Genomic DNA, 23,792 nt, shown 5'->3' with positions numbered 1-23,792 from the left:
GGGTCTCGAAACGGCTCGATCTTTCTGTTTGCTCGAGGGTCGCTGTTCTCGGCGAGTTCGTTCGTGGATTCCCGGACATACCAAGAGCATCTAGAACTTGTTCTTGTTTGGATAGGAACGAATCGCCCGTTCGATCGCAGAACGCTTTTTGGTAAATAGTTGCGATGCACAGCTAACTATTTCTAACGGTACTGGTCAGGGTGCAGAATTAGCCCTTGAGGGATGTCGAAATTCCTTCTGAACGTTTGACCAGTAAAACCGCCACAAAAGCTGATACGTGTGATAAAAATTGATCCGAAGCGGAGCGGTTGCTATGTATGAGCGAGGGCATGCACAGCGTCACGGTTCGGCTCGCAAGCTTTCTGCAACATGTTTGGCACCGATGGCGGATGTACCTCGTTCCGCCATCTCTTCACCCAATGCCCGGCAACGGGACAGACGAAATGAGTCTTCACATGCCTCGATTTTTCCCGGTCGGGGACGGACGAGAATCCCGTCTCCCCCGGCGCGCCACTGCTGTGTTGGCGGCTCTGCCGGCTGCACTGCTCCTCGCGACCTCGGGTGCGCTGCTTGCACCTGGTAGCGCCGCGGCCGCCCCGGGCGACGACATCACTGACCAGTGCCTGGAGATGTCCCAGAACGGTGGACCCTGGGTGAAGCCGGCGGCCTTCGATCCCAGTGGAACCGACTACATCCCGATCCCCGGTGACGAGGGCACGCAGTTGGCCTTCAACGTTCGTAATGTCTGCGACCTTCCTGCCACGCTCACTCTTTTCAGTGAGAGCTGGTCCGTCTCGGGCGGCGGCACTGCGACAGTGCGGGGCAAGCTCGACGGCCAGGTCGGCCAGCAGTTCGTGATCGGGCCGAATGCGAATTCGTCGACGCGGATCGAGCTGGTGAAAACGCCTCTCGCACAGAACGCCAACGTGATGGCTGGTTTCATGATCGGCATCCCTGCCGGCGAAGTTTTGCAGGGATACGAGATCAACCCCGGCTGGGGTCTGGTCCTGGTGGAGGGCGAGCCTGCCGTGGTCGCCCCGAGTGCTCCGACCGACTTGTCTCTGGGCGCCGCCGAAGTAGAGGCGGGTACACCCGTCAAGGTCTCCGGCAAGGCAGAGCCGAACAGTACCGTCACCGTGACCGGAGGCGGCGCCACCTGCACCGCCACCGCGGATACGAGTGGGAACTTCAGCTGCAACCTGACGATCACCACGCCCGGCAGTCATCCGATCACCGCCACTGCGACAAATGAGGGTGGGACCAGCCCGGCCTCTACCGCGGTGACGGTGAAGGTCACGGCGAAAACCACCGATCCAGGTGGCAGCAGCAGCGGTTCGCTCGGAAGTAGCACCGGTTCGCTCGGAAGTCTCGACCTGTTCGGCAGCCTCGGCGGATAACCACTCCGGCCCAACCGGCCACTTAGACCTCGCGATGCACGGGGCGATCTCGACCATCTCCGCGCATCGCCAACCTTCTCGGTCACCGAATTCAATTCGGCGGCTTCATTTCCCATGCCCCTTCCTGGGGCTGTTTCACCGGAGTGCACATCCGCACGGCCCGGGCTCAACCAAGCGCGTCGGATGTCCCGCCGCGAACTGCACAGGAGGAATACCAGATGAACAAGACCACAAAGGGTGCCATCGCCGCAGGTGCGGCTGCTGTTCTGCTCGCAGGTGGTGCCGGAACCATGGCTGCGTGGAACGCGTCGACCGGCGCTGGCGGAAGCCAGACCGTCAATGCCGGCTCGATGACGATCAGCGAAGCGGCCGGCTCCGGCGTATGGAAGCTCGGCGCGAACACGTTCAACCCGGCCAGCGACAAAATTGTCCCCGGTGACGTACTCACCTACACCGCCACGTACAACTACACCCTCGTCGGCACCAACCTGAAGGCGACGCTGACACCTACCGTCGGCGGAATCTCCGGGGCTCTCGCGAGCAAGCTGGAGGTCGCGACTGCCGGTGGTCAGAACGCGAGCGTCTCCGCGGGCACTGGCACGCGCGATATCACCACGACGATCACGTTCAAGCCGGACACCACCAACACGGACGGCGCTGGCCAGGCAGCCACGCTGTCGGGAGCCTCGGTCACCCTCGAGCAGACGCTCACCCCGTAGTTAATCCGTAACCAGAAGAAGGTCACGTGAAGACCCAATACAAATGGGCGATCGCAGCGTCGTCGGTTCTGCTCATCGGGTTCGTCTCGGTGCAGCAGACCGGCGCGCTGTGGCGCGATACCGCAGAATCGACCGGCGGCACTATCCAGGCAGGCATGCTCGATATCTCTGCCGGCGGTGAAGGGGTCAAGCAGTTCAACCTCGATGGGTTCAAGTTGGACAACAAGGGCCCGGGCGACAGCATTCAGATGCCTCTGCCGGTGATCAACTCCGGCAACGTGCAGATGAACTACGTGCTTTCCGATGTTGTACTCAACGGCGCGACCCCACCGCCGCTGAGCCTGCGCGTGGCCAAGGTAGCCAACGAGGCGGCCTGCACCGCCACTGGCGACGTGGGCACTGAGCTCTACAACGGTGCCATGGACGGCGCGGCCTTTTCCGAACAGCTGGTTCCGGCCGGGCAGATGCAGGTGTTGTGCCTGCGGGCCACGTTGGGCCAGGGCGCGGCAGCGAGCCAGCAGTCCAACGCGACGTTCACTTTCGACGCAAGCTCAGTGAGCCAGTCATGACCGTCACCGCGAGAAGCCGGCGTGCAGGCGAACGTGCCGAGTATCGACCCCGGCACAGCGCACACGTGGAAACATCTGAGCGGCAACATGATCCCGAACAAGGCGGAGACGACAAGACCACCCTATGGTGGTGGACTCGCACCATCGTCTCGTGGGTACTGCTGCTGCTGATGGTCGGCATTCTCGCGGTGATGGTCGTTATCCCTCGACTCACCGGCTCCACCGCGTACACGGTTCTCACCGGTTCGATGGAACCGACCATGCCCCCTGGCACGCTCATCGTGGTCAAGCCGACCCCCAACGAGGATCTGACCACCGGGGACGTGATCACGTTCCAGCCCGTCTCCGGCGATCCAGCGGTGGTCACCCACCGCATCGAAGGCATCTATTACACGGGGGAAGGGGAGCGTCGCATCCACACTCGCGGCGACAACAACCCCGTCGCCGACTCGTGGTCGCTGGTGCCCGAGCAGATCCGTGGTCGGGTCATCTACTCGGCGCCGTATCTGGGCCGGGTGAACTCGGTGATCAAAGGGCAATCGCGTTCGATTCTCACCACAGGCGTAGCTGCGGGCCTGGCTGTATATGCCGTGTGGATGGTCGTCAGTGGCATCCGCGACAAGCGGGGCAAGGCCGGTGACGACGAAAGTGGCACAGACCCGACTCTTTCCGGCCCTGAACTCGGCGCGCCGGTATTGCCCGCCGATCCATCGGCACCAACCTCCGAATCGAAATAGGACAGCAGAATGTCTACAGAACAGAAATCGGGCGGCGACGCGCGTCTCGGGGCGCGGATGCGAAGCCGTCTGGGCGAGACCGGTTGGATACGGACCCGGGCCGTGCTCTCACTGGGCATGGTCCTGGGCCTCGGAGCGGTCGGCACGATGGCGGCGTGGTCCGACAGCGCTACTGCGACCACCGGCATGTTCAGCACTTCGTCGGTCCAGCTGAAAGTCGACAACCAGCGGCCCGCACACCAATTCACCGAACTCAAGCGCAACAGCATGCTGCCAGGCCAGAGTGAGGCCGGGGCATTGACGGTTCAGAACACCGGAACGGCCAACTTCCAGTGGGCGGTATCGGCAACGGCCACTGGCTCGTCCGCGCTGATCGGGAAGCTCAAGGTTTCGCTACATCAGACCGGCGCCAACGACGGCAGTACCTGTTCAGGACCGATCATCGGGACGCAGCAAGCGTTCTCCGGGAACCCGACACTCGTCTCTGGCCGATCACTCGCTGCCGGTGTTTCGGAGCAGGTGTGCATCAAGGTGACCGTCGATTCGACCGCGGGTCAGACGGAGCAGTTCAAGATAGCCGATCTGGGCTTCAACTTCACCGCAACGGGGCAGTGATCATCGCGATGGACAGCACCGATGAGGAGGTGAGCGTGGGACGCAGTCGTGGCAAGGAAATTGCCTTGAATGTGGCTGCGGTCGCCGGACTCATCTGCATAATCGCCACTCTCGCGTCCCTGATATTCGGGATCAAACCGCTGGTGTTTCGCTCGGGTTCGATGGAACCTGCAATTTCCACCGGTGCGCTGGCGCTGGCGAAGACCGTGCCTGCAACTGAACTGGCTGTCGGCGACGTGATCAGCGTCGACAACGACCAAGGCGTGCGCATCACCCACCGTGTAGTCGAACTCGAATCGGCAGGAGCGGACACCGTGCTCGCCACGCTCAAGGGCGATGCCAACAATGTGGCTGATCGACTGCCCTACACCATCACCGAGGCCGACCGAGTGTTCATCAGCGTCGGTGGGCTCGGCTATGTCGTTGCTTGGCTTTCCAGCCCGCTCGCAACCTTCCTCGGCGGCGGATTGGTAGGCGCGGTGCTGGTCATCGCATTTGGACGAACTAAAGACCGGCGTCTGGAGAATGCCCGCGCCGCCACTACAAATGACGCCCGCGTCGATGCTGACGAAACCTGCGGGAAGCTTCAGGAGGCTCATAATGATTGAAATGCGTCGGGCTAGCACCCGCATGAAGTCGCTGCGGTCGTTGATCGCCATCGGCGGCGCTGCTGCAGTGGCTTTCGGCCTGGCTCAGGCCAGCGGGACGTTGGCCAATCCAACTGACGTGGTCAATTCGACTGGTGCACAGGTGGCGACGGGCAACTTCTATCCGACGCCTTTGACCTCGTCGGTGACCTGCACTACAAACCCCGATCGTTGGTACGACTTGGCGGCCAACCGGGCGGAAATCACCTGGGCCGAAGTTCCAGGTGCGACAGGCTATGTGGTCGAGCTGGTGGATCGCGGTAGCGGTGTAGTCCGACAAGGACCCTTCCCGAAGGCCGCAAATGATCGAAAAATCAGCGGCATCACAGCTGTCAGTCCACGAGGTGATGGGCTCTATGCCCGGGTGTATACGGTCAATGGTCCGGCGACATCTTCGGGTTACACGGTTTCCAATAAGGGCATGTCGCACAAGGATCTTGTGAGTAGCCGCACAGAATGTGAAGGTAGCACTGGCACAAACAAGGCGAATGCGCAGTGGGAGAACGTCTCCACCTGGAATCCGAGCACCCCGGCGCCGAATGGGGGGAATCCGCTCAGCAGGATGCAGGCCGAAGCGATGGTGCCGAACGAGCCTGATGCGTTGGAGACGACCACCACCCAAGCTCCGTCCACGAGCGAGACCGCCAATCCGACAACGTCTACCGAGCCGACCAGCACAACGGAGGCCACGACCACGACGGCACCGAGCACGACAACTCCGGCACCGACCACCCCGGAAACCACGTCGCCGGAGACCACTCCCTCGGCTGATCCGAAGCCGGTTCTGACGGACACAGTCGAGAGTGGCGGCCTCACCGGCGGCTGGACTGCGGGTGGTAACAAGGTTGCAGTGGTCGACGCCGAAGGCAACGAACTCGCAAGTGGCCGTGTCGAATCGGGTTCCACTCTGCATTGGTACAACGGCCAGTTGTGGATTGTCGGGGCAACCGAGGTCTACCGCATCATGGAGTCGCCGCAGGACGGCACGTGGAAGTTCTACAAGGACAGCGGGCAGAACATGCCCGACTTCGGGTAACGGCTCATCACTCGACCTCTCGACTGTTCCCCCGAGTCTCCGGACCCGGGGGAACAGTCGTAGGTCCGCATGTTCCGACGGTGTGGCCAATCAGGTAACCGGCTGGTCGCCCGCTGGAGAGGTTTCGGCCGCCCGTGAACTGGATAATCCAACTGCAGACGGCAACGACGTGTAGAGATGCCTGAAGTGTTCGCAGTGGATTGGCACTTATTCGGGGCTCGAGTTATCTTACTGCAAAGTAAGTTTATGGTGTCGACGTCGATCGGGGCGATGCCGACCTGAGTACAGGGATAGACATGCGGATGAACCTGGGGGCAGGTGTTCGGCGACGTCATTGGGCGCGCGACGTATTGGCAGCCGCGACGGCATGTGCGCTGGCGATGTCCGCGTTGCTCTCGGTACAGATTTCAGCGTCGGCGTCCGAGCTGGACGAGTACCTGAATTTGCCTTTGGTGAATCGGAATGCCGAACACGGTCCGGGCGGTGTCCATCCCGCGTTGCCGACTGATCTCGGCACCTTGCAAGCCCTTGTGGAAGAAGCCCGCGCCAGTGGTCGCAGTCCGGAATCCTATGCGGCCTTGCTGTTTCAGTATCGATTGGTCGCTGCCACGGAAGCCGCCGGAATCGATCTCTCATCGTGGAATCCGCGCGCCGGAGTGTCGGCTAATCGCACGAACCTGGTGAAGTCGTACCGCTACTACGAGGATCTGCAACTCGGACACCCGGAATTGCAGTGGGCGGGCATGGGCGGACAGGTTGGTGCGGACTTCGGCGGGGGACTGATCGACTTCGAACTGATGGCGGACATGTACTCGTTTCCGAATCTGCAATATGTTGCCAATTCGATAGTTTCTCAGGTCACGGATCAGGTTGGCATGCAAGCGCTGAACCAATTGCCGGCAGGGCTGCGCGCGCTCGCCGCGGTGGGCAGGAACGTCACGGCGGACGACTTGGATTATGTGCTGGGGATGATCCTGGTGATGCAGAAGAACATCTTCTCGGATCTGATGCCGATGCATCAGGCATACGTGGATGAAGGACTTCCCGCGCTGGAGGAAATGCAGAGTGCCGGATTGTTCGGTCAGGATGTCATGGACGCCTGGCGTGATGTAGCCTCCGGCGATTCGAATCGGATTGCACGTGGGAACGTAGCACTGCTCCAACGCGAGCAAGGGATGATCATCCGCGACCAGTGGGATACCGTGCGCGCCTACAAAGGTGATGTGGGAGAGGCGATCACTTACGCATCGACTGTCGCCGGTTCACCTTCGGTCGCCGGCGTCGTACCGCCTCGCTCGTTTCGGTCTCTCGAGTTCGCGACAACACTGGCGGACGGACGCACCGCGACAGTGACACTGCCCCTACCGGATTGGAACTGGTCGGTGTACGAGGAACGGTGGGACTACATCACCTCACAGCTCTTGCCGAAGTACCGAGCGATGGTCGAAGAAGATTGGCCACGGCTCGTAGCCACATTAAGTGTTCCCTACGAAATTCAATTGGAGAGTCACCGCCCGATGGTGACCCTCCCACAAACGCTCGAATCGGCCCTCTCCAGTTTGAAAGTGACGGTTCAGTGATGTCGGGTGCCAGATTTCGAAGGTTTGCCCCGCTGGTAGCGCTGACCGTTGCGCTGGTTCTGCCTGCGACTGCTGAAGCCGAGGCCCCAGGCAGTGGTGTTCCAGACGATGCGCAAGCTCCGGTATCCCAGGAGTTTCGGACCGATACTCCCACTCTGGGAGAGATTTTCAACGGGTTCACGGTCGGTGCGCTCAGGTCGGGGGAGTTCGCATCGGAAGAGGAGATCTTCACTGCGCTCACCGCCGATGATCCGTTTTACGACGAGCCGGTGTTGACCGGCGTCGAGCGTCCCGGTGACCTCCTGAAGTCGAAGAAGGTGGATGTACTGTTCACGGGATACAAACCGGGACAGCTCGACGCCTACAAGATCATGTACGTCACAACCGGAATCGACGGTTCGACGCCGGTGGTGAGCACCGGGATCATGATGATCCCGATCGACGGAACACCGGCATCGGAGAAGAAAGTCATCAGCTACCAGGAGGCCAACGACAGCGTCGGCGGCTACTGTCATCCGAGTTCACACTGGACCGGCGGCGATCCGCTGGACGGCGCCTCCTGGTCGGCCTTGGGTCCGCTGGCGCTGATGTTCGGAAAAGGTTATGCCGTAGTAATTTCCGACGTCGGGAACAACGGAGACCGTGATCCCCACGGGGTCTTCGCGGGTAAGTTCGCGGGGCACGCGCAGTTGGATGCTGTGCGTGCAGCATTTCAGGTGCAGGATTCCGGGCTGAATCCTGAGGCGGAGATTGCGTTGTTCGGAATCGCTGGTGGTGGAGTCGGTACTGCATTCGCCGCCGAATCTGCGCAGTCCTACGCACCGGAACTCGACATCGTCTCGACAGTCCTCGAGGGAATGGTGATCAAGCCCCGAACATTCATGGAGACAACAGATTCCTCGGTCGGTGCCGGCTTCGGATTTGCGACGCTCCTTGGCCTCGAACCCTGGTACCCCGAGATGAAGTTGAACGACAAGCTCAATCCCGTGGGCCGAGCGATTGCCGACGTGTACCGGGATGAGTGCCAGATGCCGGCGTACTTCACGCTTCCGTTCGTGCCGCTGGCGAGCCTTTTCGAGCCGGGGATCGATCCGATCACAGAATTCAGTTTCCAGCGCGCGTACGACGACAACGTACTGGGCCACGTTGCTCCGGCGTCGAAGGTATTGATAACGTCGTGTGCAAAGGACGACTCCCCGATGTCACTTGTACCGGCAGCTGATGCGCGAGAACTGGCGGACACGTACAGGAGTGGAGGGACCGACGTGAGCTACCAGCCCACCGACTGCAGTATGGACCGCGCATTCACGGATCCATACGGTTGGGGAACTGATCTGTTCGGAATGCAGACGATCGACTGGATAGCCCACAATTTCGACAACTGAGTGAAACTATCCGGTGACAGCGAGACGCAAACTCTGATGGCGGCGTACGAACATGCTGGGGACCCAAGGGGGTGGGGATTCGGAATCGATTGTGAAGTGCGCACTGTTTTCGAGAAGGACTGCGATCGCGATCTTTGCTTCCAGACGAGCCAGCGCGGCCCCGACACAGAAATGTGCTCCTTTGCCGAAGGCGAAATGTGCTCGGGGATTGACTCTGTCGAGGTTCATCACCTGTGGTTCGGCGAACGACTCGGGGTCGCGGTTCGCCGAACCCCACAGCAGTATGAGATGACTGCCGGCGGCCAGTGTCATGCCACCGAGTGTCGTGTCCGCGTTGACATGTCGGTGATGTCCGCGAAAGGGTGACTCGAGTCTGAGCGTTTCTTCCAGGAACGCGCCCACGAGTAGAGGGTCCTCGCGCAGCTGCGTCTGAATCTCAGGGCGCTCGGCGAGCAACCGTGCAGAGTTGGCGATCAGTCCGGCGGTCGATTCGCCACCCGCACCGACGAGTTGCACCAACATCAGCACGGCCACGTCTTCGCTGAGTTCGCCTGCGTCACAGCAACGGACGAGGTCTCCGAGTAGATCATCCACAGGGTGAGCCCGTGCGTCACGAAACTTGCTGTAGAGGTACCCGGTGAGTTCGGCCGCCGAGGTGACGACGCCTGTCAAACGCTCCGACGTCACGATGCCGCTGAGAAGTTCGGTGCTGTCGTACGACCACGCCAGCAATTGGGGGACGTCGTGTGCCGGCAGGCCGATCAGCGTGGCAACCATCTGCAGCGGCAGCGTGTCCGCTACCGACGTGACCCATTCGATCCGTCGACCGTCGAAGCCGTTGTCCCACAACTGCTGCGTGTACTCGGTCATCACCGGCTCGAGTGCTCGTATACGTTTGGCGACCAGTGTCGGCAAGACAAGTTTGCGCTGGTGTTGATGGTCGGGCTCGTCGGCAGTCGCGAGAACGTGAACAGCTTGGCCGCCGCCGTTCATGTCGAAGGTCATTGCCGAACCGTCCGGTGTACGAACCAGCACGCCGGTGAGGTTGTTGGAGAAGTCGTCGGTACGGGAAACGGCTTCGGTGACCAATTCCCACGTGGACACCAGATAGAAGTCGGTATCAGGAATGCGGTACACGGGGTGCTCGCGCCGGAGTACGTCGTATAGCGGGTACGGGTCGTCGATGTTCGACGGCAGGAAAGGGTTGATGTCGAGCGTCGATGGTGTCACGAAGGGAAGATTTCACGGCCGTCGAGGAGAAGTCAACAGGTGGAAAATGCCTCTGAACTGGCATTTTGAGAAAATCTCACGCACTTCAACCCCATCGTACTTCTCCCAGGTCAGAGGCTCGCGGCCTTCCGTAGCCTTGAGATTTCTGATTGAATCTGTCTCAGAGTGAGACGAGGTGACGGAGAGTGACCGGTGCAAACGAGCGCCGCGCCGCCGACTGGTTGGCCGGCGGTAACCGCCGTGAACTCGCAACCGAGCGCATCTTCGCGGCTGCGGCGGAGCTGATTCGAGAACAGGGATTCGATCGGTTCAATGCCGACGACGTCGCTGCCCGCGCAGGCTGTTCGAGGGCAACGCTCTACCGCTACGTAGGTGGCAAGTCCGCGATCCGCGAGGGGTTGTTGTCACGAGGCGCGGCATCCGTGGCGAGCCAGGTCGCGACTGCCGTCGAATCACTGCACGGCGACGAGCGCATCGTGGAGTCGATCCTCGTCGCCGTCGACGCGATCAGATCCGACGCTGCCATGAGCCACGGCCTTGCGGCAGCGCGGGCCAACGGAATCGACGAGTATCTCGTGTCCTCGCCGTTGCTCCCGCGTACTGCGCTGGAACTTGCGGGCTTGGATCCTGAAGGTCAAGAGTCGCAGTGGGTGGTTCGGATCGTGTTGATGCTCTTGGCATGGCCGCTTGCAGACAGAGCCGCCGAACGACGGATGGTCGAGTCGTTCATCTACTCCTGAGCGGGATTCCGTGTTCGTGAACGGTGCATCGGATCGTCGCTGCTGTAGACGGTTCGGTTCATTGCTTCATTCCTCGGCTCGGTACTCTGAGCTTGTCCGCTGCCGCGAAGGAGAGAGTCACGATGGTCGTACGCAGGCCCCGCGACCGTAAGCAGCAGATTCTTGCGGCTGCAGGTGAGCTTTTCCGTGAGCACGGTTATCACAACGTGTCTGTCGCTCAGGTGGCTGCTGCAGTTGGAATCACGGCACCTGCGCTCTATCGGCACTTCAAGAACAAGCCGGATCTCCTCTACGCCGCGGTCAACGCAGGCATCGAATCGCTCTACGATCGGGTCGCAGGTGCCGAGGATCTGAAAACACTGATCACCGAACTTGCGGCATCGGTGTCCAAACGTCGGGGTCTGTCGCTCCTGTGGCAGCGAGAGGCACGCTATCTGCCTGACGAGCAACGTGAGGAAATGCGTTCGACCCTCAAGAGTGCAGCTTCGCGCGATGCAGCGCTGATCCGAATTGAGCGTCCCGACCTCGACGAGGAAGACAGCTATCTGCTCGCCTGGGCTGTCATCGCAGTCTTCAACAGTGTGTCTTCGCATCGAGTGTCCTTGCCGAGGCGTCAGATGGAACTGCTGCTTGTCGAGTTGGCAGACCGCGCTGCATACGCGGAACTGGGTCGCTCAGAAGTGAAAGTCGTGGCGGCAACGGGTCACCTGCCCGTTGTGATACCCAGACGTGAACTCTTGTTGACCGAAGCAATTCGGCTGTTCGACGAGCGTGGATATCAAGCAGTCAATACCGAGGACATCGGTGAGGCTGCAGGGACGACAGGCCCGAATGTGTACAACCACTTCGATGCCAAGATCGACCTGCTGATCTCCGCGGTCGCGAGGGGCGGCGAGCGTCGCCGGCTCGGCGTTGCACAGGCTCTCGGCGCCGCAACCGGCCCGGAGGACGCGCTGTCCGGATTGCTTGCCGCACATATCGATTTCGCGATCAACGAGCGTCATTTGATCGGGTTGTTGATCGGCGAACTCGACCAATTACCGGACAAGTTCCGCCGCACGTGTGAACAGAATCAACGTGAGTACGTCGCGCTATGGGTCAAGATGCTCGAAGAAGTCCGTCCGGGCCTCGAGTCCGCCACCGCCAGGATCACCGTCAATGCCACTTTGACAGTTGTGGAGAACGCCGTCCGAATCGGCCGGCTTCGCCGTCGCGACGACCTGTCGGACAGACTCTTCGAGATCGGCTGCGCCCTGCTGCTGGGCGCATGAAAAATTCGGGTAAGCGCCACGGGCGGCGGATCGACTCACGAAACTGATCGGAGACGTCATGCGTTTCGACGCAACAGAACTGACGATCGAGGAGCTTGCTCTTCAGGCTGACGTGCGGGAGTACCTCGACAAGCGACTCACCCCCGGTACCTACTCGCTCGGACTCGGGATGGCCGGGGCGGTGGATCCGGTGTTCTCGCGAGATCTGGGTCGACGTGGGTGGCTCGGCATGTCGCTGCCGAAGGAATACGGCGGGGGCGGACGGTCAGCAGTGGATCGATTGGTCGTCGTCGAAGAACTTCTCGCGCGGGGAGCGCCGGTCGGCTATCACTGGATCGGAGACAGACAGTCGGGTCCGAGCATCGCCGCCAACGGCACGGAAGAACAGAAGCGGTACTTCCTTCCCGGTATCGCGAGCGGTGAGTTCTCGTTCTCGATCGGGATGAGTGAGCCCGACTCGGGTTCGGACCTGGCATCGGTGCGCACTCGCGCCGAACGTGTCGATGGTGGCTGGAAAGTCAACGGCACGAAGATCTGGACCACCGGCGCCTTCCATGCCACACACATACTCGCCCTGCTTCGAACCTCGGCAGACAAGCACAACGGACTCACTCAGCTGATCGTCGATCGCGACAGCGAGGGCCTGACCGTCTCACCCATTCCGTTCATCGACGGTAGTGAGGACTTCTGCGAGGTGTCGTTCCAGGATGTTTTCGTGCCGGATTCGCGTCGCCTCGGAGACGTCGGAGCGGGCTGGGGACAAAACACCGGTGAACTCGCACTCGAGCGAGGTGGCGTCGACCGTTGGATGTCGCTGATGCCGGTCCTCGAGAACTTCGCGGCCAACCAAGCAGCGCAAGGCGGTCCAGCTGCCCTCGCCGATCTGGGCTCGATTACCGCACGCTGCTGGGCTTTTCGCGGGATGTCGCTGTCCATCGCACGGATGGTCGACGCCGGTCGCTCGCCGGTCACGGAGGCCGCGCTGATCAAGGAGATGGCAACACGCTTCGAACAGGACTGTGTTGCGACCGTCGCGCGGCACCTCGGCCGGGCTCCGGACCTTGCATCCGACGATCCGTACGAGTCGCTGCTCGCCCGGGCCGTGCTGGTGGCGCCGTCGTGGTCGATTCGCGGCGGTACCAACGAAATTCTCCGCACCGTGATCGTGAAAGGGTTGGACCGATGAATTCGGGGTCACAGATCAACGCGTATACATTCGACGCCGACCTCGAATCGATGGTCGAGCAATTTTTCGCCGAGAAGTCCGGCACCGAGGTGGTAGCGCAGGCGGAGATCGGCGGTCTGCCCGCCGGATTATGGAGCGCGGCAGTCGAACTAGGGTTACCTCTGGTCGGTCTTCCCGAATCCGTTGGTGGTTCCGGTGGCTCGCTCCTCGACGCCGTGACTGTCCAGCGCGCGGCGGCGAGGCACGCTGCGCCGCTGCCGCTCGCCGAGACGTACCTCGCGGGCAGGCTGGCAACAGCGGGCGGGTTACCCGTGCCCTCCGGAATCGCAACGGTCGCCCCGGGTTCGCCGCGCGACGATGTGCGCCGGACCGACGACGGTTTCCTGTCGGGAACCTTTCACGACGTGCCGTGGGGTAGTGCCGCATCAGTGCTGGCAGCAGTTCTCGGTGATCGCGTCGTACTCCTTGACATCTCCGACGCCGAGATCGGTGGCGGGACGGATCTTGCGGGGCAACCGCGTGAGAGCCTGACGTTCTCCGAAGCGCGGACCATTGACGGCGACAACCCGGTCGATGCCCGGATTCTCAGCAAGCTCGGCGCGTTCTTGCGCTCGGTGCAGATGTCGGGAGCGATGGAGTCGGCGTCGACGTTGACCCGGCGCTATGTGTCCGACCGGGTGCAATTCGGTAGGCCCGTCGCGCAGTTTCAAGCAGTCCAGCAGCATATCGTGACGCTTGCTCAGATGGCTTCGATGTCCACGCTGGCCGTCGATCGCACTGCACATGCACTCATCAGAGGCGACGCCGACTTCGAAGTGAGCGCAACCAAATTGGTGGTTTCGCAGAATACGCTCGTGAGCGTCCGCGCCGCCCACCAGGCACACGGTGCAATCGGCATGACCCGCGAATACCGATTGCAACAACTGACGCGTCGACTGCACGCCTGGCGATCGGAGTTCGGCGACGAAATCGCGAGTGCGACGCAACTAGGAGAGGCCGTAGCGGCGTCGCCGTCACTGCACCGCTTGATCACCGACCCAGAACCGACATTGAAGCTGTAATCCTGACCGTCGTAAAGGATTACGTTGCGTTGCAACGAAGATCGCGCTTCAGCACCTTGCCTGCTGCCGACAGCGGCAATGCATCGACGAATTGGAAAGTGCGCGGAGATTTGTATCCGGCTATCAGCGTTTTCACGTGAGCGCGCAGTTCGTCGGCGTCGGCGTCGAAACCATGCCGAAGGACGACCACGGCATGGACACGCTCGCCCCACTGGGCATCGGGCAGACCGATCACGGAACAGGCCGCGACGGATTCGTGTTGTTCCAGAGCGTTTTCGACCTCGGTGGAGTAGACGTTCTCGCCACCGGTGACGATCATGTCCTTGATGCGATCGACGATGAACAGGTAACCGCGGGCGTCGAGGTACCCCGCGTCGCCGGTATGCATCCACCCGCTGCGGAGCACTTCAGCGGTCTCCTTCGGTTTGTTCCAGTATCCGAGCATGACGTGGCTGCCGAACGTGACGATTTCGCCCACCTCGCCGGGTGGGAGTTCCGAGCCGGCCGGGTCGACGATTTTCAGTTCGCAGTGAGGGAGTGCGCGACCAGCGCTGCGGAGGAGGTCACCACCTTCGAGGTGATCGGCTGGACTCAGCATGCTGATGTGCGCGGTTTCAGTCATCCCGTAGCCCTGAGCGAAGGAACTGTTGGGGAACATTTGCATGACCTGTCCGAGAAGCGTCGGAGATATGGGCGAGGCGCCGTATCTCAGGATCCTGACGCTGGACAGATCGTAGGTGGTTGCGTCTTCGCCCGTTTCGTTTTTGTGGGCGACCAACATCTGGAGCATTGTCGGCACCAGACCCACGGTTGTCGGGCGATAGCGGTCCACGGCCTCGAGGAACGTCCGTGGGCTGAAGTTCGGTACGAAGACCTGGGTTCCACCCATCAGCGACTGAGCCAACCATCCGACTATCCCGGCAATGTGAAACAGAGGGTTCACCGCGAGGTTCGTTCCGTTGCTGATTGCCACGCCGCCTGCCGCGAGAGTGCCCAGCGCCGAGGTCATCAGCGCTTGATGGCTGATCATCACGCCCTTCGGCACTCCGGTGGTCCCGCCGGTGTAGAGGAGTAGTGCAAGCGTGTCGCCGCCGACGCGCAGATCGTCGACCGGAATCGCCTCCGCGATCACCTGTTCGTAGTCGAGCATTCCGTCCGGAACTCGGTCGTTGCCGCAGTAGACGACAGTGGTCAGGCCTGGACACGCCTCGCGAAGGGTAGATCCGACGGAAGCAAAATTCTCGTCCACGAGTAATACCGTCGACCCTGAATCTTCCAGGGCGTATGTGATTTCCGCCGTGCTCCAGCGAGAATTGACCGGACTGGCCACTGCTCCGAACCACCAGCAGGCCGGGAGCGCCTCGTGGTAGTAGTCGGAGTTCGATGCCAAGATCGCGACTCTGTCACCGGTGCGCAGGCCTAACGTCTGCAGCCCGCCCGCGAGCCTCTTGATCCGGTCGACCGATTCGCGAGACGTGCGCACTCGGCCATCGGAGATCGTCATCACCGCTTCGGGCGACGCTCGTAGGGATCGGTGAACGAATTGAGTCAGCTGCATGCGATTCCTCCTGCGAGTGTGCGGCGAGTGCTCTGACTCGGATCAGTTCCGGCACTGATGCTATTGGCCTGACAATTGCCCTCACCCACCGCCTGAAATCATGCCCCACTCCGGTGCAATCTAGACGATTGTCCAGTTAACTCTGACGATTCCATCCTGCCGTGGGGTGATTTCTGCGAGAGTGTCGAACATGCGAGCAATCCTGGTAGCCGGTATGAGTGCGTTCGTGGCGGTCGTCTCGGCGCCCTCTGCCGGCGCCGAAACGACTACGAACCAAGTGCGCTCGTTTTCCGAGACCACGTCAGTCGGGGTCCACAATTCCTACGAGAAGGCGACGTTTCCGTACTTCGCCGACGCTTTGGATTCCGGGGCGTCGTTGCTCGAGCTGGACCTGTGGACCAACGGGGGCGGTCCGGACTGGCGTGTGTCGCACATGAATCCGGTGGTGAGCGACAGCAACTGCGTCGGCGCTCAGGACGCATCCGGGTTGCGAAGCGGTCTACGAGATCAGGGATTCCGTGGATGCCTGGCAGATATGCGGGCGTGGCACGAGGCCAATCCCGAGCACCCGCCGGTGATGATCAAGTTGGAAATCAAGGACGGGTTCACTGCCGGGTACGGACGTGGGCCCGCGGATCTCGACGCCCTGATTCTCGGGACACTCGGAGACGCGGTTTTCACGCCGGCCGATTTGATGGGGGAGTCCTACTCCACCCCGGATGCCGCCGTCACCGAGCGTGGATGGCCGAGCAATTCCGAAATGACCGGGAAATTTCTGTTCGAGCTGATACCGGGAACGATCGAGGAGGGAAACCCTCTCGATACGGAGTGGACGGACCGGCAGTATGCGACGCACCTGCGAGATCTGTCCTCCGCCGGGCTCGTCGAACTCGGCGCCGCCTTTCCCGCTGTTCACCGTGCATCACCGGGAGACCCACGTCTCGACCGCTATACCGACCCGGGGATCCGTCCGTGGTTCGTGATTTTCGACGGCGACGCTCTCGACTACACCGCCGGAGTCGTGGATCCGAGTTGGTACCACGATCGCGGCTACCTGCTCGTCATGACCGACGCGCACAAGGTCGCTCCGCAGATCGACGGAACCCATGCCACCGAAACCGAGGCGAGCGAGCGTCTCGACCTGTTGGCCGGGCAGCACGCAAGTTACATCACCGCGGACTGGTCGAGGTTGCCGAACGTACTGTCCACCGTGGTGCCGCGTCGGTGATTTTCGAATGGCCGGATCGTGAAGAGCGAGATCTGACGGGCGGCAATTCTCAGGAACAGGGTGCAGGATGGGTTCATGCGCACTGTCACGTGGAATCCCGAAGTCTACGGCCGCTATTCGGGTGAGCGGTCACGCCCGTTCGTGGACCTGGTGTCACGGGTGGCCACCGAAGACCCGACGCGGGTAGCCGACCTCGGCTGCGGATCAGGCACCCTGACCGCGATGCTCGGGGAAAGATGGCCGGACGCCTCGGTATCCGGATTCGACTCGTCTCCCGAAATGGTCGCGCAGGCCCCTACAGACCTACCGGGAAACGTCACCGTCGAGTTGGGGGACATCATGTCCTTCGACGCCACCGGTTACGACGTGGTCGTCAGTAACGCTGCATTGCAGTGGGTTCCGAGCCATCGCGAGCTGATCGACCAGTGGGCGGACACCCTGGAATCCGGATCGTGGCTGGCGTGGCAGGTGCCGGGTAACTTCGATGCTCCGTCCCATGCGCTCATGCGAGATCTCGCGGAATCAGCGGAATGGAGTGAGCGACTGGGTGGCGTCCTACGCGGCCCGGAAGGCGTCGACAGTCCAGTTCAGTACGCGCAGCGTCTCCAAGAACACGGATTCGACGTCGACGCCTGGGAGACGACGTACGTACACGTGCTGGCAGGTGCCGACCCGGTGCTCGGATGGGTACGGGGGACGGGGTTACGACCCGTGCTCGACGTTCTCGGCGAAGCTGACGCTCCGGAGTTCGAGCGTCAGTATTCCGATCTGCTGCGGGAGGCCTACCCCGCAACAGCCGCCGGAACGCTCTTTCCGTTCCGGCGGGTGTTCTGCGTCGGACGCAAACGGTAACTACTCGGCTGGGTTGCGGTCAGCCGATCACTGCGCCGTGACAAAGCCTTCCGAGACCAGCCAGTCGCGGGCCACGTCCGCCGGCTCCTTGCCGTCGACGTCGACCTGCCGGTTGAGCTCGGTCATCACCTCGTTGGTCAGTCGCTCCGAGATCGGTGCCATGACTTCTGCTACCTGCGGATGTGCTTCCGCGAAGTCCTTTTTCATCACCAGTGCCGGATTGTATTTCGGGAAGAACTGGAGATCGTCGTCGAGCAGAACGAGATCGAGTGCGATGATGCGACCGTCGGTGGTGAACACCTCGCCGAACTTGCACTGATCGCCATCGGCTGTCGCCTGGTAGATGATGCCGGTCTGCAGGATCTGGCGTTGGGCACGAGAGGCGTCGAAACCGTATTTCGCTGCCAGGCCGGGATATCCGTCCTGGCGGACGTTGAACTCGGTCTCGACGCATGTCACCGCAGCTCCGGGATCGGATTCGACCAACTTCGCGTAGTCGGAAACGGTCTTGACACCGGTCTTCTCAGCGGTCTCCTTGCTCATCGCCAATGCATACGTATTGTTCATCGGCGCCGGATCGGTCCACACCATGTCGTTCGCAGCAAGGTCCGCATCGCGGACGGCCTCGAACTGCGCCTGCGAATCGGGAAGCGGTGTCTCGTTGCCGAGGTAGTTGATCCAGCCGGTTCCGGTGTATTCGTACGCAAGATCGATCTGGCCGTTCAACTGTGCGTCACGGGTGCTGTTCGAGCCCTGGATGTTCGTGAGGTCTCGAACATCCGCGCCCGCAGCGGCCATCGCGAATTCGATGACGTACCCGAGCACGATCTGCTCGGTGAAGTCCTTGGAGCCGACGGTCATCTTCACACCCTCGAGCTCCGGAACCGGCGCGATGCTGCCGGGGCCGACGGCCAGGGGCAGTGCGCCACCGGACTCGAGACCACACGAAGCGACAAGTGTGAGGCCGATCGTGGCAACCGCGAGTTTCCAGCCCCACGTTCTGGTGATCGAAGTCTTGGTCATCGCAATCCCTTGGGCCCGAGATAAGTTTCGGCGAGCGCGCCGAGCCAGTCGATCAGCAAGGCCAGCGACACCGCCAGTACGGCACCGACCACGAGGGTGACGTTGTCGCGGAGCTTGTATCCGGTGTCGATCAGAATGCCGAGTCCGCCGGCACTGACCAGGAAGCACAGCGTCGCGGTACCGACGGCCAGAACGAGCGAAGTACGCAGTCCTGCAAGGATGTACGGGACGGCCATCGGGAACTCGAGTTGACGTAGGACCGTGAGCGAAGACATTCCCTGCCCGCGCCCCGCATCGATCAAGGTCTTGTCCACTTGCTGGTAGCCGAGGATGGTGTTGCGCAGCACCGGAAGCAACGAATAGAACGCAATGGGAAACACGCCGATCCAGAAGCCGGTCGTTCTTGTCGCGAGATAGAACAGCACGAGCAGGCCGATGGCAGGCGCTGCGGCTCCGATGTTGGCTATTCCCACGAAGAACGGTGCCAGGCGGGTGAATTTCGGCCTGGTCAGCAGGGTTCCGAGTGGAACCGCGATGGCGACGACGATGATGACCACGGCGGCGGTGATCAGTACGTGCTGCCAGGTCAGAGTGACGATGTTGTCGAGGTTGATGCTCGCCTTCTGCGTCGCGTTGAGATCTCGGCTGAATGCCCAGATCAACACGCCCGCAACCAGGATCAGGACGATGACCGGCTGCACATACAGTCGCATCCGTTCCGCACGGCGCGTGGCGGCGTTCTCGGCCGCACCCAGATCGGGGGCGTCCGGTTCCATCTCAGGCGCGGAGACGCGCTCCTCTGTCGTGGCAGTCATGTTCAACCCTCGACGTTCTCGGTGTCTGGCTCTTCGTCGTGGTCGTGCGCATGCTCCTCGCGCATTTCGGAAAGATGGCTGACCAGTGTGTCGATGGTGATGAGACCGACGTACTCGCCACGCCGTCCGGTGACCACGGTGGACGCATTGCTCTCTGCGAGAAGAGCTTCCAAAGCATCCTGCAGGGTGGACTGGATGGACACGGCTTCGCCGATCTCGTTACCGACACCTCGAAGAGTCGACGCATGGGCGAGGTGGCCGGGCGAGACCCAGCGAAGCGGCCGTCCGCGCTGATCGAGAATCAGGGCCCACTTCCACTTACGCGCTGCGAGTGCGGTTCTCAAATCATCGACCGAATCGGTTTCGCGGGCGGTGAGGCACTGCTTGAGTTTGATCTGGCGCACGCGTGTCAGGGTCAGCTGCTTGAGCGAGGCGTCCGCCCCGACAAATCCGGCGACCATGTCGTTTGCGGGATTGGCGAGAATCGCTTCCGGAGTGTCGTACTGCATGATGCTGGACTGATTGCCCAGCACGGCAATACGGTCACCGAGTTTGACTGCCTCGTTGAAATCGTGCGTGACGAAGACGATGGTCTTACCCAACTCCGACTGCAGACGCATCAGTTCGTCCTGGAGCAGGCCGCGGGTGATCGGATCGACGGCACCGAAAGGTTCGTCCATCAACAGCACCGGAGGATCGGCAGCCAGCGCCCGCGCCACGCCCACACGCTGTTGCTGCCCGCCGGACAATTGGCGAGGGTAGCGGTCGCGATAGGTATCGGGATCGAGGCCTACGAGGTCGAGCATCTCGTCGGTGCGCGCTGCGATACGTTTCTTGTCCCAACCGATCAGACCCGGGACAGTCGCGACGTTCTTCGCAATCGTGAAGTGCGGGAACAAGCCTGCCTGCTGGATCGAGTACCCGATGCCACGGCGGAGCTTGTCCGGGTCGATCGACAGCGCGTCCTTGCCGTCGATGGTGATCTTGCCGGAGGTAGGTTCGATCAGGCGGTTGATCATGCGCATCGTCGTTGTTTTGCCGCAACCCGAAGGTCCGACGAAGACCACGATCTCACCAGCCGGAACAGTCAGCGAAACATTGTCCACCGCTGCAGCTTTCTGGCCCGGGTACCGCTTGGTGACGGACTCCAGGACGATCTCGACCCCGGATACCTTCTGATCTGTGGATACGTCAGACGGAATGGTTTCAGTCATTGCAGCCCCTTCGAAGTAGTGAGACGACCGATGACGACGTAGATTCCGTCGAGAATCAGAGCGAGAATGACGATCAGTACGGTGCCGACCAGCGCTTGCGGAACAGCATTCGGGCTACCGACACGCGAGAGTCCGGAGAAGATCAGGTTTCCCAGACCAGGGCCTTTGGCGTACGCCGCGATGGCGAGGATGCCCATGAGCATCTGTGTACTGACCCGCATGCCGGTGAGGATCGACGGCCACGCGATCGGTAGCTCGATTCGACTCAGTACGTGCATGCGATTCATTCCGACACCGCGGGCTGCGTCCGTGATCGCCGGGTTGACTGCATCCAGACCGATGATCGTGTTCCGAATGATCGGGAGCAGGGCATACAAGATCAACGCGGTGATCGTGGGAGCGACGCCGAGACCGAGAATCGGAATGAGCAGTCCGAGGAGGGCGAATGAAGGAACCGTCAGGATCGTGCTGGCCAACGCCGTAGCGATGGAGGATCCCGCCGGGCTCCGGTAGACGAGAATGCCGATGATCACGGCGGCGATCGTCGCGATGATCACGGACTGGATAACTGCTGAAACATGAAGGTACGAGTCGGTCAACAACTGTTGTCGTCGTGCAACGACAAAATCCCATAGCGCGCCCATATTTCCGAACCCACTTTCTTCGGACTTCTGCTCGCTCGAACGTCTTCCCTCGACACCGACCGGCGCACAAGGGCTTTCCCCACAGCCTCCGTAGGCCGAGGGGTTTCCCTCGACTGTCGTCCAAAAACTGAGATACTGCAACTAATTCCGATTGCAGCGTGTCGGATGTTGTTCTGGACGTGAGATTTTGCGAGACGCGGGTATGTACCCACTGCGAGCAGAGTTGAAACGCGCTGGAGATGGCAAAGCGGGAGAGTTCCGCAGAACTCTCCCGCATTGCTTGATTTGTCCGAATTGGCCTCAGGCCCAGCTGAGCGCATCCTCATCGGAGAGGCGCGGCAGACGATCGAACCAGGGGTTCTCACCGGGATGGCCGATGTTCACCACGAGGATCGTCTTGAAACGTCCGTCTGCGAAGAATTCGCCGTCGATGCCGTCGGCGTCGAACCCGGCCATCGGGCCGGCGACCAGACCCTGTGCGCGAATCGCGAGGATCACATAGCCGGCCTGAAGTGCGGCATTGAACCGACTCGTCGAACTGGCGGCAGCCTCGTCGGATTCGAAGTAGTCCTTCATCTCCGGGCGAATGGGGAACAGGTTGGGGATGTGCTTGTAGAACTCGGTGTCCACCGCCAGTACGGCAACTGCAGGAGCGGCCTCGGTCTTGGCTTTGTTGCCGTCTGCCATGTGTTCGACGAGGCGTGCTTTGCCTTCCTCGGTACGAACGAACAGCACACGTAGCGGATTGGTGTTGGCCGCGGTCGGTGCCCACTTCGCGAGCTCCCAGATCGCAGTCAGTTCGTCGTCGGTCACAGGTTCGTTCGAGAAGGAGTTGGCGGTGCGAGCCGCAGTGAAGAGGAGCTCGCGGCCGGCTTCGTCGAGTTGCTGGGCGGTGAATGGGGTGGCTGCGTCGAGAGACATCGGGGGTTTCCGTTCCGTGGTAGCTCGACCGAGCATCACCCGGTAAAGCTAGTTGCTAGTAAAAAAATAGTGCCTACGGATACGTTAGCACTGTGGCTAGGATGGTGGGGTGGCAAGCAAGAGCGAAGCGGGACACGAGCCCCGCGCATGTGACGGGGCTCTGGCCCGCGCGTTCGGCTTCCTGGGCAAACGGTGGAACGGCGTCATTCTCGGCACGCTGCTGAACGGGCCGGCGGGATTCTCCGAACTCAAGCGCGCGGTGGGCGGGATCAGTGATTCGGTGCTCTCGGAACGCCTGACGGAGTTGGCAGGGGCAGGCCTGGTGACGAGGAGCGTCGATGCAGGTCCGCCCATCGCCGTGGAGTACGAACTCACAGCGTCGGGGCAGGCGCTGCTCCCCGCTCTCAGTGAACTGACAACGTGGGCCGCCGAAAATCTGCCACCCGAGAGTTGCTCGAACTGAGCGCTAGCTCGAACGGCAGTTCAGCGACTGCGCGGGTCCTGTTTCTGCCAGTTGATATTTCCTTACCGTTTTTCCCGGGCGATACTGGCCGAACATTTGTCGGTTCGGGGCTGCCTGGGGACGCCGGGTATGGCTCTTTTCGTGCTGCTGTTCGCATGGCTGAAGGAGAACGGCCGCCCGGTGTTCTCGACGACTCGACCTATCAATCGCCTGACGGACTTCGAAAATTCGGCCGGACGAAGTCGGAAGTGTGGTTCCGGAACAAGAAGGCATACAACGCCTCTCGGATTGACGACGCCGCGGTCGAGGCCGCAAACGGGTAGTTGGTGCGGGTGGCTGGGCAGATGTCGCCGCCACGGGTGGTGACGTGTCTGCGTTCGGAAGCGCAGACAGATTGGCCGGCATCTCAGGGTCTAGCGCCTGTGCCGCGAGATTCGGGCCGAGTCAGTGGAAATCTGCGCCGGCTGCGCAGGTACGACCGCAGGCTGTTGCGGGCCTTCTATCTGTCCGCGCAGCACAGTATCCGGCACAACGCTCAGTCGTAGGCTTTTTGTACCCGCAAACGGGCCGAGGGGCAGTGTCATACGCAGGCGGTTCTTGCGTTGGGAGGCGGAGACTGAACGTGTGGTGGGCGCTCCTCCGCGATAACGCGATCTATCAACTTGGACCGACTACCGCCGCGGCTGCGTGAGCGCCCTAGCGACTAACGCAGTGCGGTAGATGTATGTGCGCCGGGGGAGTGTGGCTCGTAGCGCTGAGAATCCACGGTGTTGTGACATGTCCGAGCCCGCTATGGTTTCCGGTGATGGACCGGCCGTCGATGCTGCCTGCACCCGAGGCCACCGCCGGCTGAAGGAGACAATACTGTGCTGCATCTGCGTGTCATCTCGCCGAGTGAGCG

At 61.5% G+C, this 23,792-nt stretch carries 24 protein-coding genes and 1 pseudogene; 18 read left to right on the top strand and 7 right to left on the bottom strand.

Annotated elements, in window-relative coordinates:
- The first annotated feature begins 455 nt into the window (after positions 1–455).
- The 9 genes from G9U53_RS15850 (at position 456) to G9U53_RS15810 (ending at position 8,685) form a co-directional block, all read left to right on the top strand.
- A complete protein-coding gene (locus G9U53_RS15850) occupies positions 456–1,397 on the top strand; it encodes an Ig-like domain-containing protein (protein WP_233405573.1) in 942 nt (313 codons plus the stop codon).
- 218 nt (positions 1,398–1,615) lie between these two features.
- The gene (locus G9U53_RS15845; protein ID WP_003939763.1) at positions 1,616–2,116 is read left to right on the top strand and encodes an alternate-type signal peptide domain-containing protein; all 501 of its coding nucleotides are present in this window, start codon (positions 1,616–1,618) and stop codon (positions 2,114–2,116) included.
- A gap of 26 nt (positions 2,117–2,142) precedes the next feature.
- Positions 2,143–2,685 (top strand): hypothetical protein, encoded by a 543-nt coding sequence (locus G9U53_RS15840; protein ID WP_019745195.1) that lies wholly within the window; start codon positions 2,143–2,145, stop codon positions 2,683–2,685.
- A 65-nt stretch (positions 2,686–2,750) separates the two neighbouring features.
- The gene (locus tag G9U53_RS15835; RefSeq protein ID WP_233405572.1) at positions 2,751–3,422 is read left to right on the top strand and encodes a signal peptidase I; all 672 of its coding nucleotides are present in this window, start codon (positions 2,751–2,753) and stop codon (positions 3,420–3,422) included.
- Between the two features lie 9 nt (positions 3,423–3,431).
- Positions 3,432–4,037, top strand: a complete 606-nt coding sequence (locus G9U53_RS15830; protein WP_021332053.1) for a SipW-dependent-type signal peptide-containing protein — start codon at positions 3,432–3,434, stop codon at positions 4,035–4,037.
- Between the two features lie 8 nt (positions 4,038–4,045).
- On the top strand, positions 4,046–4,645 hold the full coding sequence (locus G9U53_RS15825) for a signal peptidase I (RefSeq protein ID WP_063316043.1): 600 nt from the start codon (positions 4,046–4,048) through the stop codon (positions 4,643–4,645).
- 1 nt (position 4,646) lies between these two features.
- A complete protein-coding gene (locus tag G9U53_RS15820; RefSeq protein ID WP_233405571.1) occupies positions 4,647–5,720 on the top strand; it encodes a hypothetical protein in 1,074 nt (357 codons plus the stop codon).
- Between the two features lie 296 nt (positions 5,721–6,016).
- Positions 6,017–7,300 carry a hypothetical protein gene (locus tag G9U53_RS15815; protein ID WP_063315816.1) on the top strand — a complete coding sequence of 428 codons (1,284 nt, stop codon included), beginning with the start codon at positions 6,017–6,019 and terminating at the stop codon, positions 7,298–7,300.
- A complete protein-coding gene (locus G9U53_RS15810) occupies positions 7,297–8,685 on the top strand; it encodes a lipase family protein (protein ID WP_063315817.1) in 1,389 nt (462 codons plus the stop codon). The genes G9U53_RS15815 and G9U53_RS15810 overlap by 4 nt, the downstream gene beginning before the upstream one ends.
- A gap of 6 nt (positions 8,686–8,691) precedes the next feature.
- Here the strand turns inward: G9U53_RS15810 and G9U53_RS15805 are convergent, their stop codons facing one another.
- Positions 8,692–9,915 carry a cytochrome P450 gene (locus tag G9U53_RS15805; RefSeq protein ID WP_165638893.1) on the bottom strand — a complete coding sequence of 408 codons (1,224 nt, stop codon included), beginning with the start codon at positions 9,913–9,915 and terminating at the stop codon, positions 8,692–8,694.
- A 185-nt stretch (positions 9,916–10,100) separates the two neighbouring features.
- Here G9U53_RS15805 and G9U53_RS15800 point away from each other — a divergent pair, with 185 nt between their 5' ends.
- The 4 genes from G9U53_RS15800 to G9U53_RS15785 all read left to right on the top strand — a co-directional run bounded on the left by G9U53_RS15800 (position 10,101) and on the right by G9U53_RS15785 (position 14,173).
- On the top strand, positions 10,101–10,655 hold the full coding sequence (locus G9U53_RS15800) for a helix-turn-helix domain-containing protein (RefSeq protein WP_054781480.1): 555 nt from the start codon (positions 10,101–10,103) through the stop codon (positions 10,653–10,655).
- Between the two features lie 122 nt (positions 10,656–10,777).
- Entirely contained in the window at positions 10,778–11,926 is a 1,149-nt protein-coding gene (locus G9U53_RS15795; protein ID WP_207624342.1) for a TetR/AcrR family transcriptional regulator, read from the top strand.
- 58 nt (positions 11,927–11,984) lie between these two features.
- Entirely contained in the window at positions 11,985–13,112 is a 1,128-nt protein-coding gene (locus G9U53_RS15790; RefSeq protein ID WP_030535202.1) for an acyl-CoA dehydrogenase family protein, read from the top strand.
- Positions 13,109–14,173, top strand: coding sequence for an acyl-CoA dehydrogenase family protein (locus G9U53_RS15785; protein WP_165638892.1), 1,065 nt, complete (start codon positions 13,109–13,111; stop codon positions 14,171–14,173). The genes G9U53_RS15790 and G9U53_RS15785 overlap by 4 nt, the downstream gene beginning before the upstream one ends.
- 19 nt (positions 14,174–14,192) lie before the next feature.
- Here the strand turns inward: G9U53_RS15785 and G9U53_RS15780 are convergent, their stop codons facing one another.
- On the bottom strand, positions 14,193–15,731 hold the full coding sequence (locus G9U53_RS15780; protein ID WP_165638891.1) for a long-chain fatty acid--CoA ligase: 1,539 nt from the start codon (positions 15,729–15,731) through the stop codon (positions 14,193–14,195).
- 190 nt (positions 15,732–15,921) lie between these two features.
- Here G9U53_RS15780 and G9U53_RS15775 point away from each other — a divergent pair, with 190 nt between their 5' ends.
- On the top strand, positions 15,922–16,959 hold the full coding sequence (locus tag G9U53_RS15775) for a phosphatidylinositol-specific phospholipase C domain-containing protein (protein ID WP_037128603.1): 1,038 nt from the start codon (positions 15,922–15,924) through the stop codon (positions 16,957–16,959).
- A gap of 75 nt (positions 16,960–17,034) precedes the next feature.
- Positions 17,035–17,811 carry a trans-aconitate 2-methyltransferase gene (locus G9U53_RS15770; RefSeq protein ID WP_030535206.1) on the top strand — a complete coding sequence of 259 codons (777 nt, stop codon included), beginning with the start codon at positions 17,035–17,037 and terminating at the stop codon, positions 17,809–17,811.
- A gap of 27 nt (positions 17,812–17,838) precedes the next feature.
- Here the strand turns inward: G9U53_RS15770 and G9U53_RS15765 are convergent, their stop codons facing one another.
- The 5 genes from G9U53_RS15765 to G9U53_RS15745 form a co-directional block, all read right to left on the bottom strand.
- Entirely contained in the window at positions 17,839–18,834 is a 996-nt protein-coding gene (locus G9U53_RS15765) for a glycine betaine ABC transporter substrate-binding protein (RefSeq protein WP_065455243.1), read from the bottom strand.
- Positions 18,831–19,610 (bottom strand): ABC transporter permease, encoded by a 780-nt coding sequence (locus G9U53_RS15760; RefSeq protein WP_007731455.1) that lies wholly within the window; start codon positions 19,608–19,610, stop codon positions 18,831–18,833. Before G9U53_RS15760 ends, G9U53_RS15765 begins: the two co-directional genes overlap by 4 nt.
- Before the next feature lie 41 nt (positions 19,611–19,651).
- A complete protein-coding gene (locus G9U53_RS15755) occupies positions 19,652–20,863 on the bottom strand; it encodes an ATP-binding cassette domain-containing protein (RefSeq protein WP_007731456.1) in 1,212 nt (403 codons plus the stop codon).
- Complete coding sequence (locus G9U53_RS15750) at positions 20,860–21,507, bottom strand: ABC transporter permease subunit (protein ID WP_054187726.1); 648 nt, start codon at positions 21,505–21,507, stop codon at positions 20,860–20,862. The genes G9U53_RS15755 and G9U53_RS15750 overlap by 4 nt, the downstream gene beginning before the upstream one ends.
- A 300-nt stretch (positions 21,508–21,807) precedes the next feature.
- Positions 21,808–22,428, bottom strand: coding sequence for a malonic semialdehyde reductase (locus G9U53_RS15745; RefSeq protein WP_007731458.1), 621 nt, complete (start codon positions 22,426–22,428; stop codon positions 21,808–21,810).
- Positions 22,429–22,537: 109 nt separating this feature from the next.
- On the opposite strand from G9U53_RS15745, the gene G9U53_RS15740 reads away from it, so the two are divergent.
- The 3 genes and pseudogenes from G9U53_RS15740 to G9U53_RS15730 all read left to right on the top strand — a co-directional run.
- Positions 22,538–22,891, top strand: a complete 354-nt coding sequence (locus tag G9U53_RS15740; protein ID WP_007731459.1) for a helix-turn-helix domain-containing protein — start codon at positions 22,538–22,540, stop codon at positions 22,889–22,891.
- A 155-nt stretch (positions 22,892–23,046) separates the two neighbouring features.
- Positions 23,047–23,214: a hypothetical protein gene (locus G9U53_RS15735; protein ID WP_155277909.1), complete on the top strand. Its 168-nt coding sequence runs from the start codon at positions 23,047–23,049 to the stop codon at positions 23,212–23,214.
- A gap of 26 nt (positions 23,215–23,240) precedes the next feature.
- Positions 23,241–23,582: pseudogene (locus G9U53_RS15730) on the top strand (transposase); the annotation flags it as partial.
- Positions 23,583–23,792: the final 210 nt, after the last annotated feature.

Source organism: Rhodococcus sp. D-46, from assembly GCF_011290655.1.
Taxonomy (GTDB): domain Bacteria; phylum Actinomycetota; class Actinomycetes; order Mycobacteriales; family Mycobacteriaceae; genus Rhodococcus_F; species Rhodococcus_F qingshengii.
The sequence above is the reverse complement of the archived record's forward strand: the minus strand, read 5'-3'. Positions and strand labels throughout refer to the sequence as shown.

What these genes read in the sequence shown, in the direction of transcription:
- G9U53_RS15850 (WP_233405573.1), top strand. Translation starts at nt 456, where the DNA reads ATGCCTCGATTTTTCCCGGTCGGGGACGGACGAGAATCCCGTCTCCCC.
- G9U53_RS15845 (WP_003939763.1), top strand. Translation starts at nt 1,616, where the DNA reads ATGAACAAGACCACAAAGGGTGCCATCGCCGCAGGTGCGGCTGCTGTT.
- G9U53_RS15830 (WP_021332053.1), top strand. Translation starts at nt 3,432, where the DNA reads ATGTCTACAGAACAGAAATCGGGCGGCGACGCGCGTCTCGGGGCGCGG.
- G9U53_RS15825 (WP_063316043.1), top strand. Translation starts at nt 4,046, where the DNA reads ATGGACAGCACCGATGAGGAGGTGAGCGTGGGACGCAGTCGTGGCAAG.
- G9U53_RS15820 (WP_233405571.1), top strand. Translation starts at nt 4,647, where the DNA reads ATGCGTCGGGCTAGCACCCGCATGAAGTCGCTGCGGTCGTTGATCGCC.
- G9U53_RS15815 (WP_063315816.1), top strand. Translation starts at nt 6,017, where the DNA reads ATGCGGATGAACCTGGGGGCAGGTGTTCGGCGACGTCATTGGGCGCGC.
- G9U53_RS15795 (WP_207624342.1), top strand. Translation starts at nt 10,778, where the DNA reads ATGGTCGTACGCAGGCCCCGCGACCGTAAGCAGCAGATTCTTGCGGCT.
- G9U53_RS15790 (WP_030535202.1), top strand. Translation starts at nt 11,985, where the DNA reads ATGCGTTTCGACGCAACAGAACTGACGATCGAGGAGCTTGCTCTTCAG.
- G9U53_RS15785 (WP_165638892.1), top strand. Translation starts at nt 13,109, where the DNA reads ATGAATTCGGGGTCACAGATCAACGCGTATACATTCGACGCCGACCTC.
- G9U53_RS15780 (WP_165638891.1), bottom strand. Translation starts at nt 15,731, where the DNA reads ATGCAGCTGACTCAATTCGTTCACCGATCCCTACGAGCGTCGCCCGAA.
- G9U53_RS15775 (WP_037128603.1), top strand. Translation starts at nt 15,922, where the DNA reads ATGCGAGCAATCCTGGTAGCCGGTATGAGTGCGTTCGTGGCGGTCGTC.
- G9U53_RS15770 (WP_030535206.1), top strand. Translation starts at nt 17,035, where the DNA reads ATGCGCACTGTCACGTGGAATCCCGAAGTCTACGGCCGCTATTCGGGT.
- G9U53_RS15765 (WP_065455243.1), bottom strand. Translation starts at nt 18,834, where the DNA reads ATGACCAAGACTTCGATCACCAGAACGTGGGGCTGGAAACTCGCGGTT.
- G9U53_RS15760 (WP_007731455.1), bottom strand. Translation starts at nt 19,610, where the DNA reads ATGGAACCGGACGCCCCCGATCTGGGTGCGGCCGAGAACGCCGCCACG.
- G9U53_RS15755 (WP_007731456.1), bottom strand. Translation starts at nt 20,863, where the DNA reads ATGACTGAAACCATTCCGTCTGACGTATCCACAGATCAGAAGGTATCC.
- G9U53_RS15750 (WP_054187726.1), bottom strand. Translation starts at nt 21,507, where the DNA reads ATGGGCGCGCTATGGGATTTTGTCGTTGCACGACGACAACAGTTGTTG.
- G9U53_RS15745 (WP_007731458.1), bottom strand. Translation starts at nt 22,428, where the DNA reads ATGTCTCTCGACGCAGCCACCCCATTCACCGCCCAGCAACTCGACGAA.
- G9U53_RS15735 (WP_155277909.1), top strand. Translation starts at nt 23,047, where the DNA reads ATGGCTGAAGGAGAACGGCCGCCCGGTGTTCTCGACGACTCGACCTAT.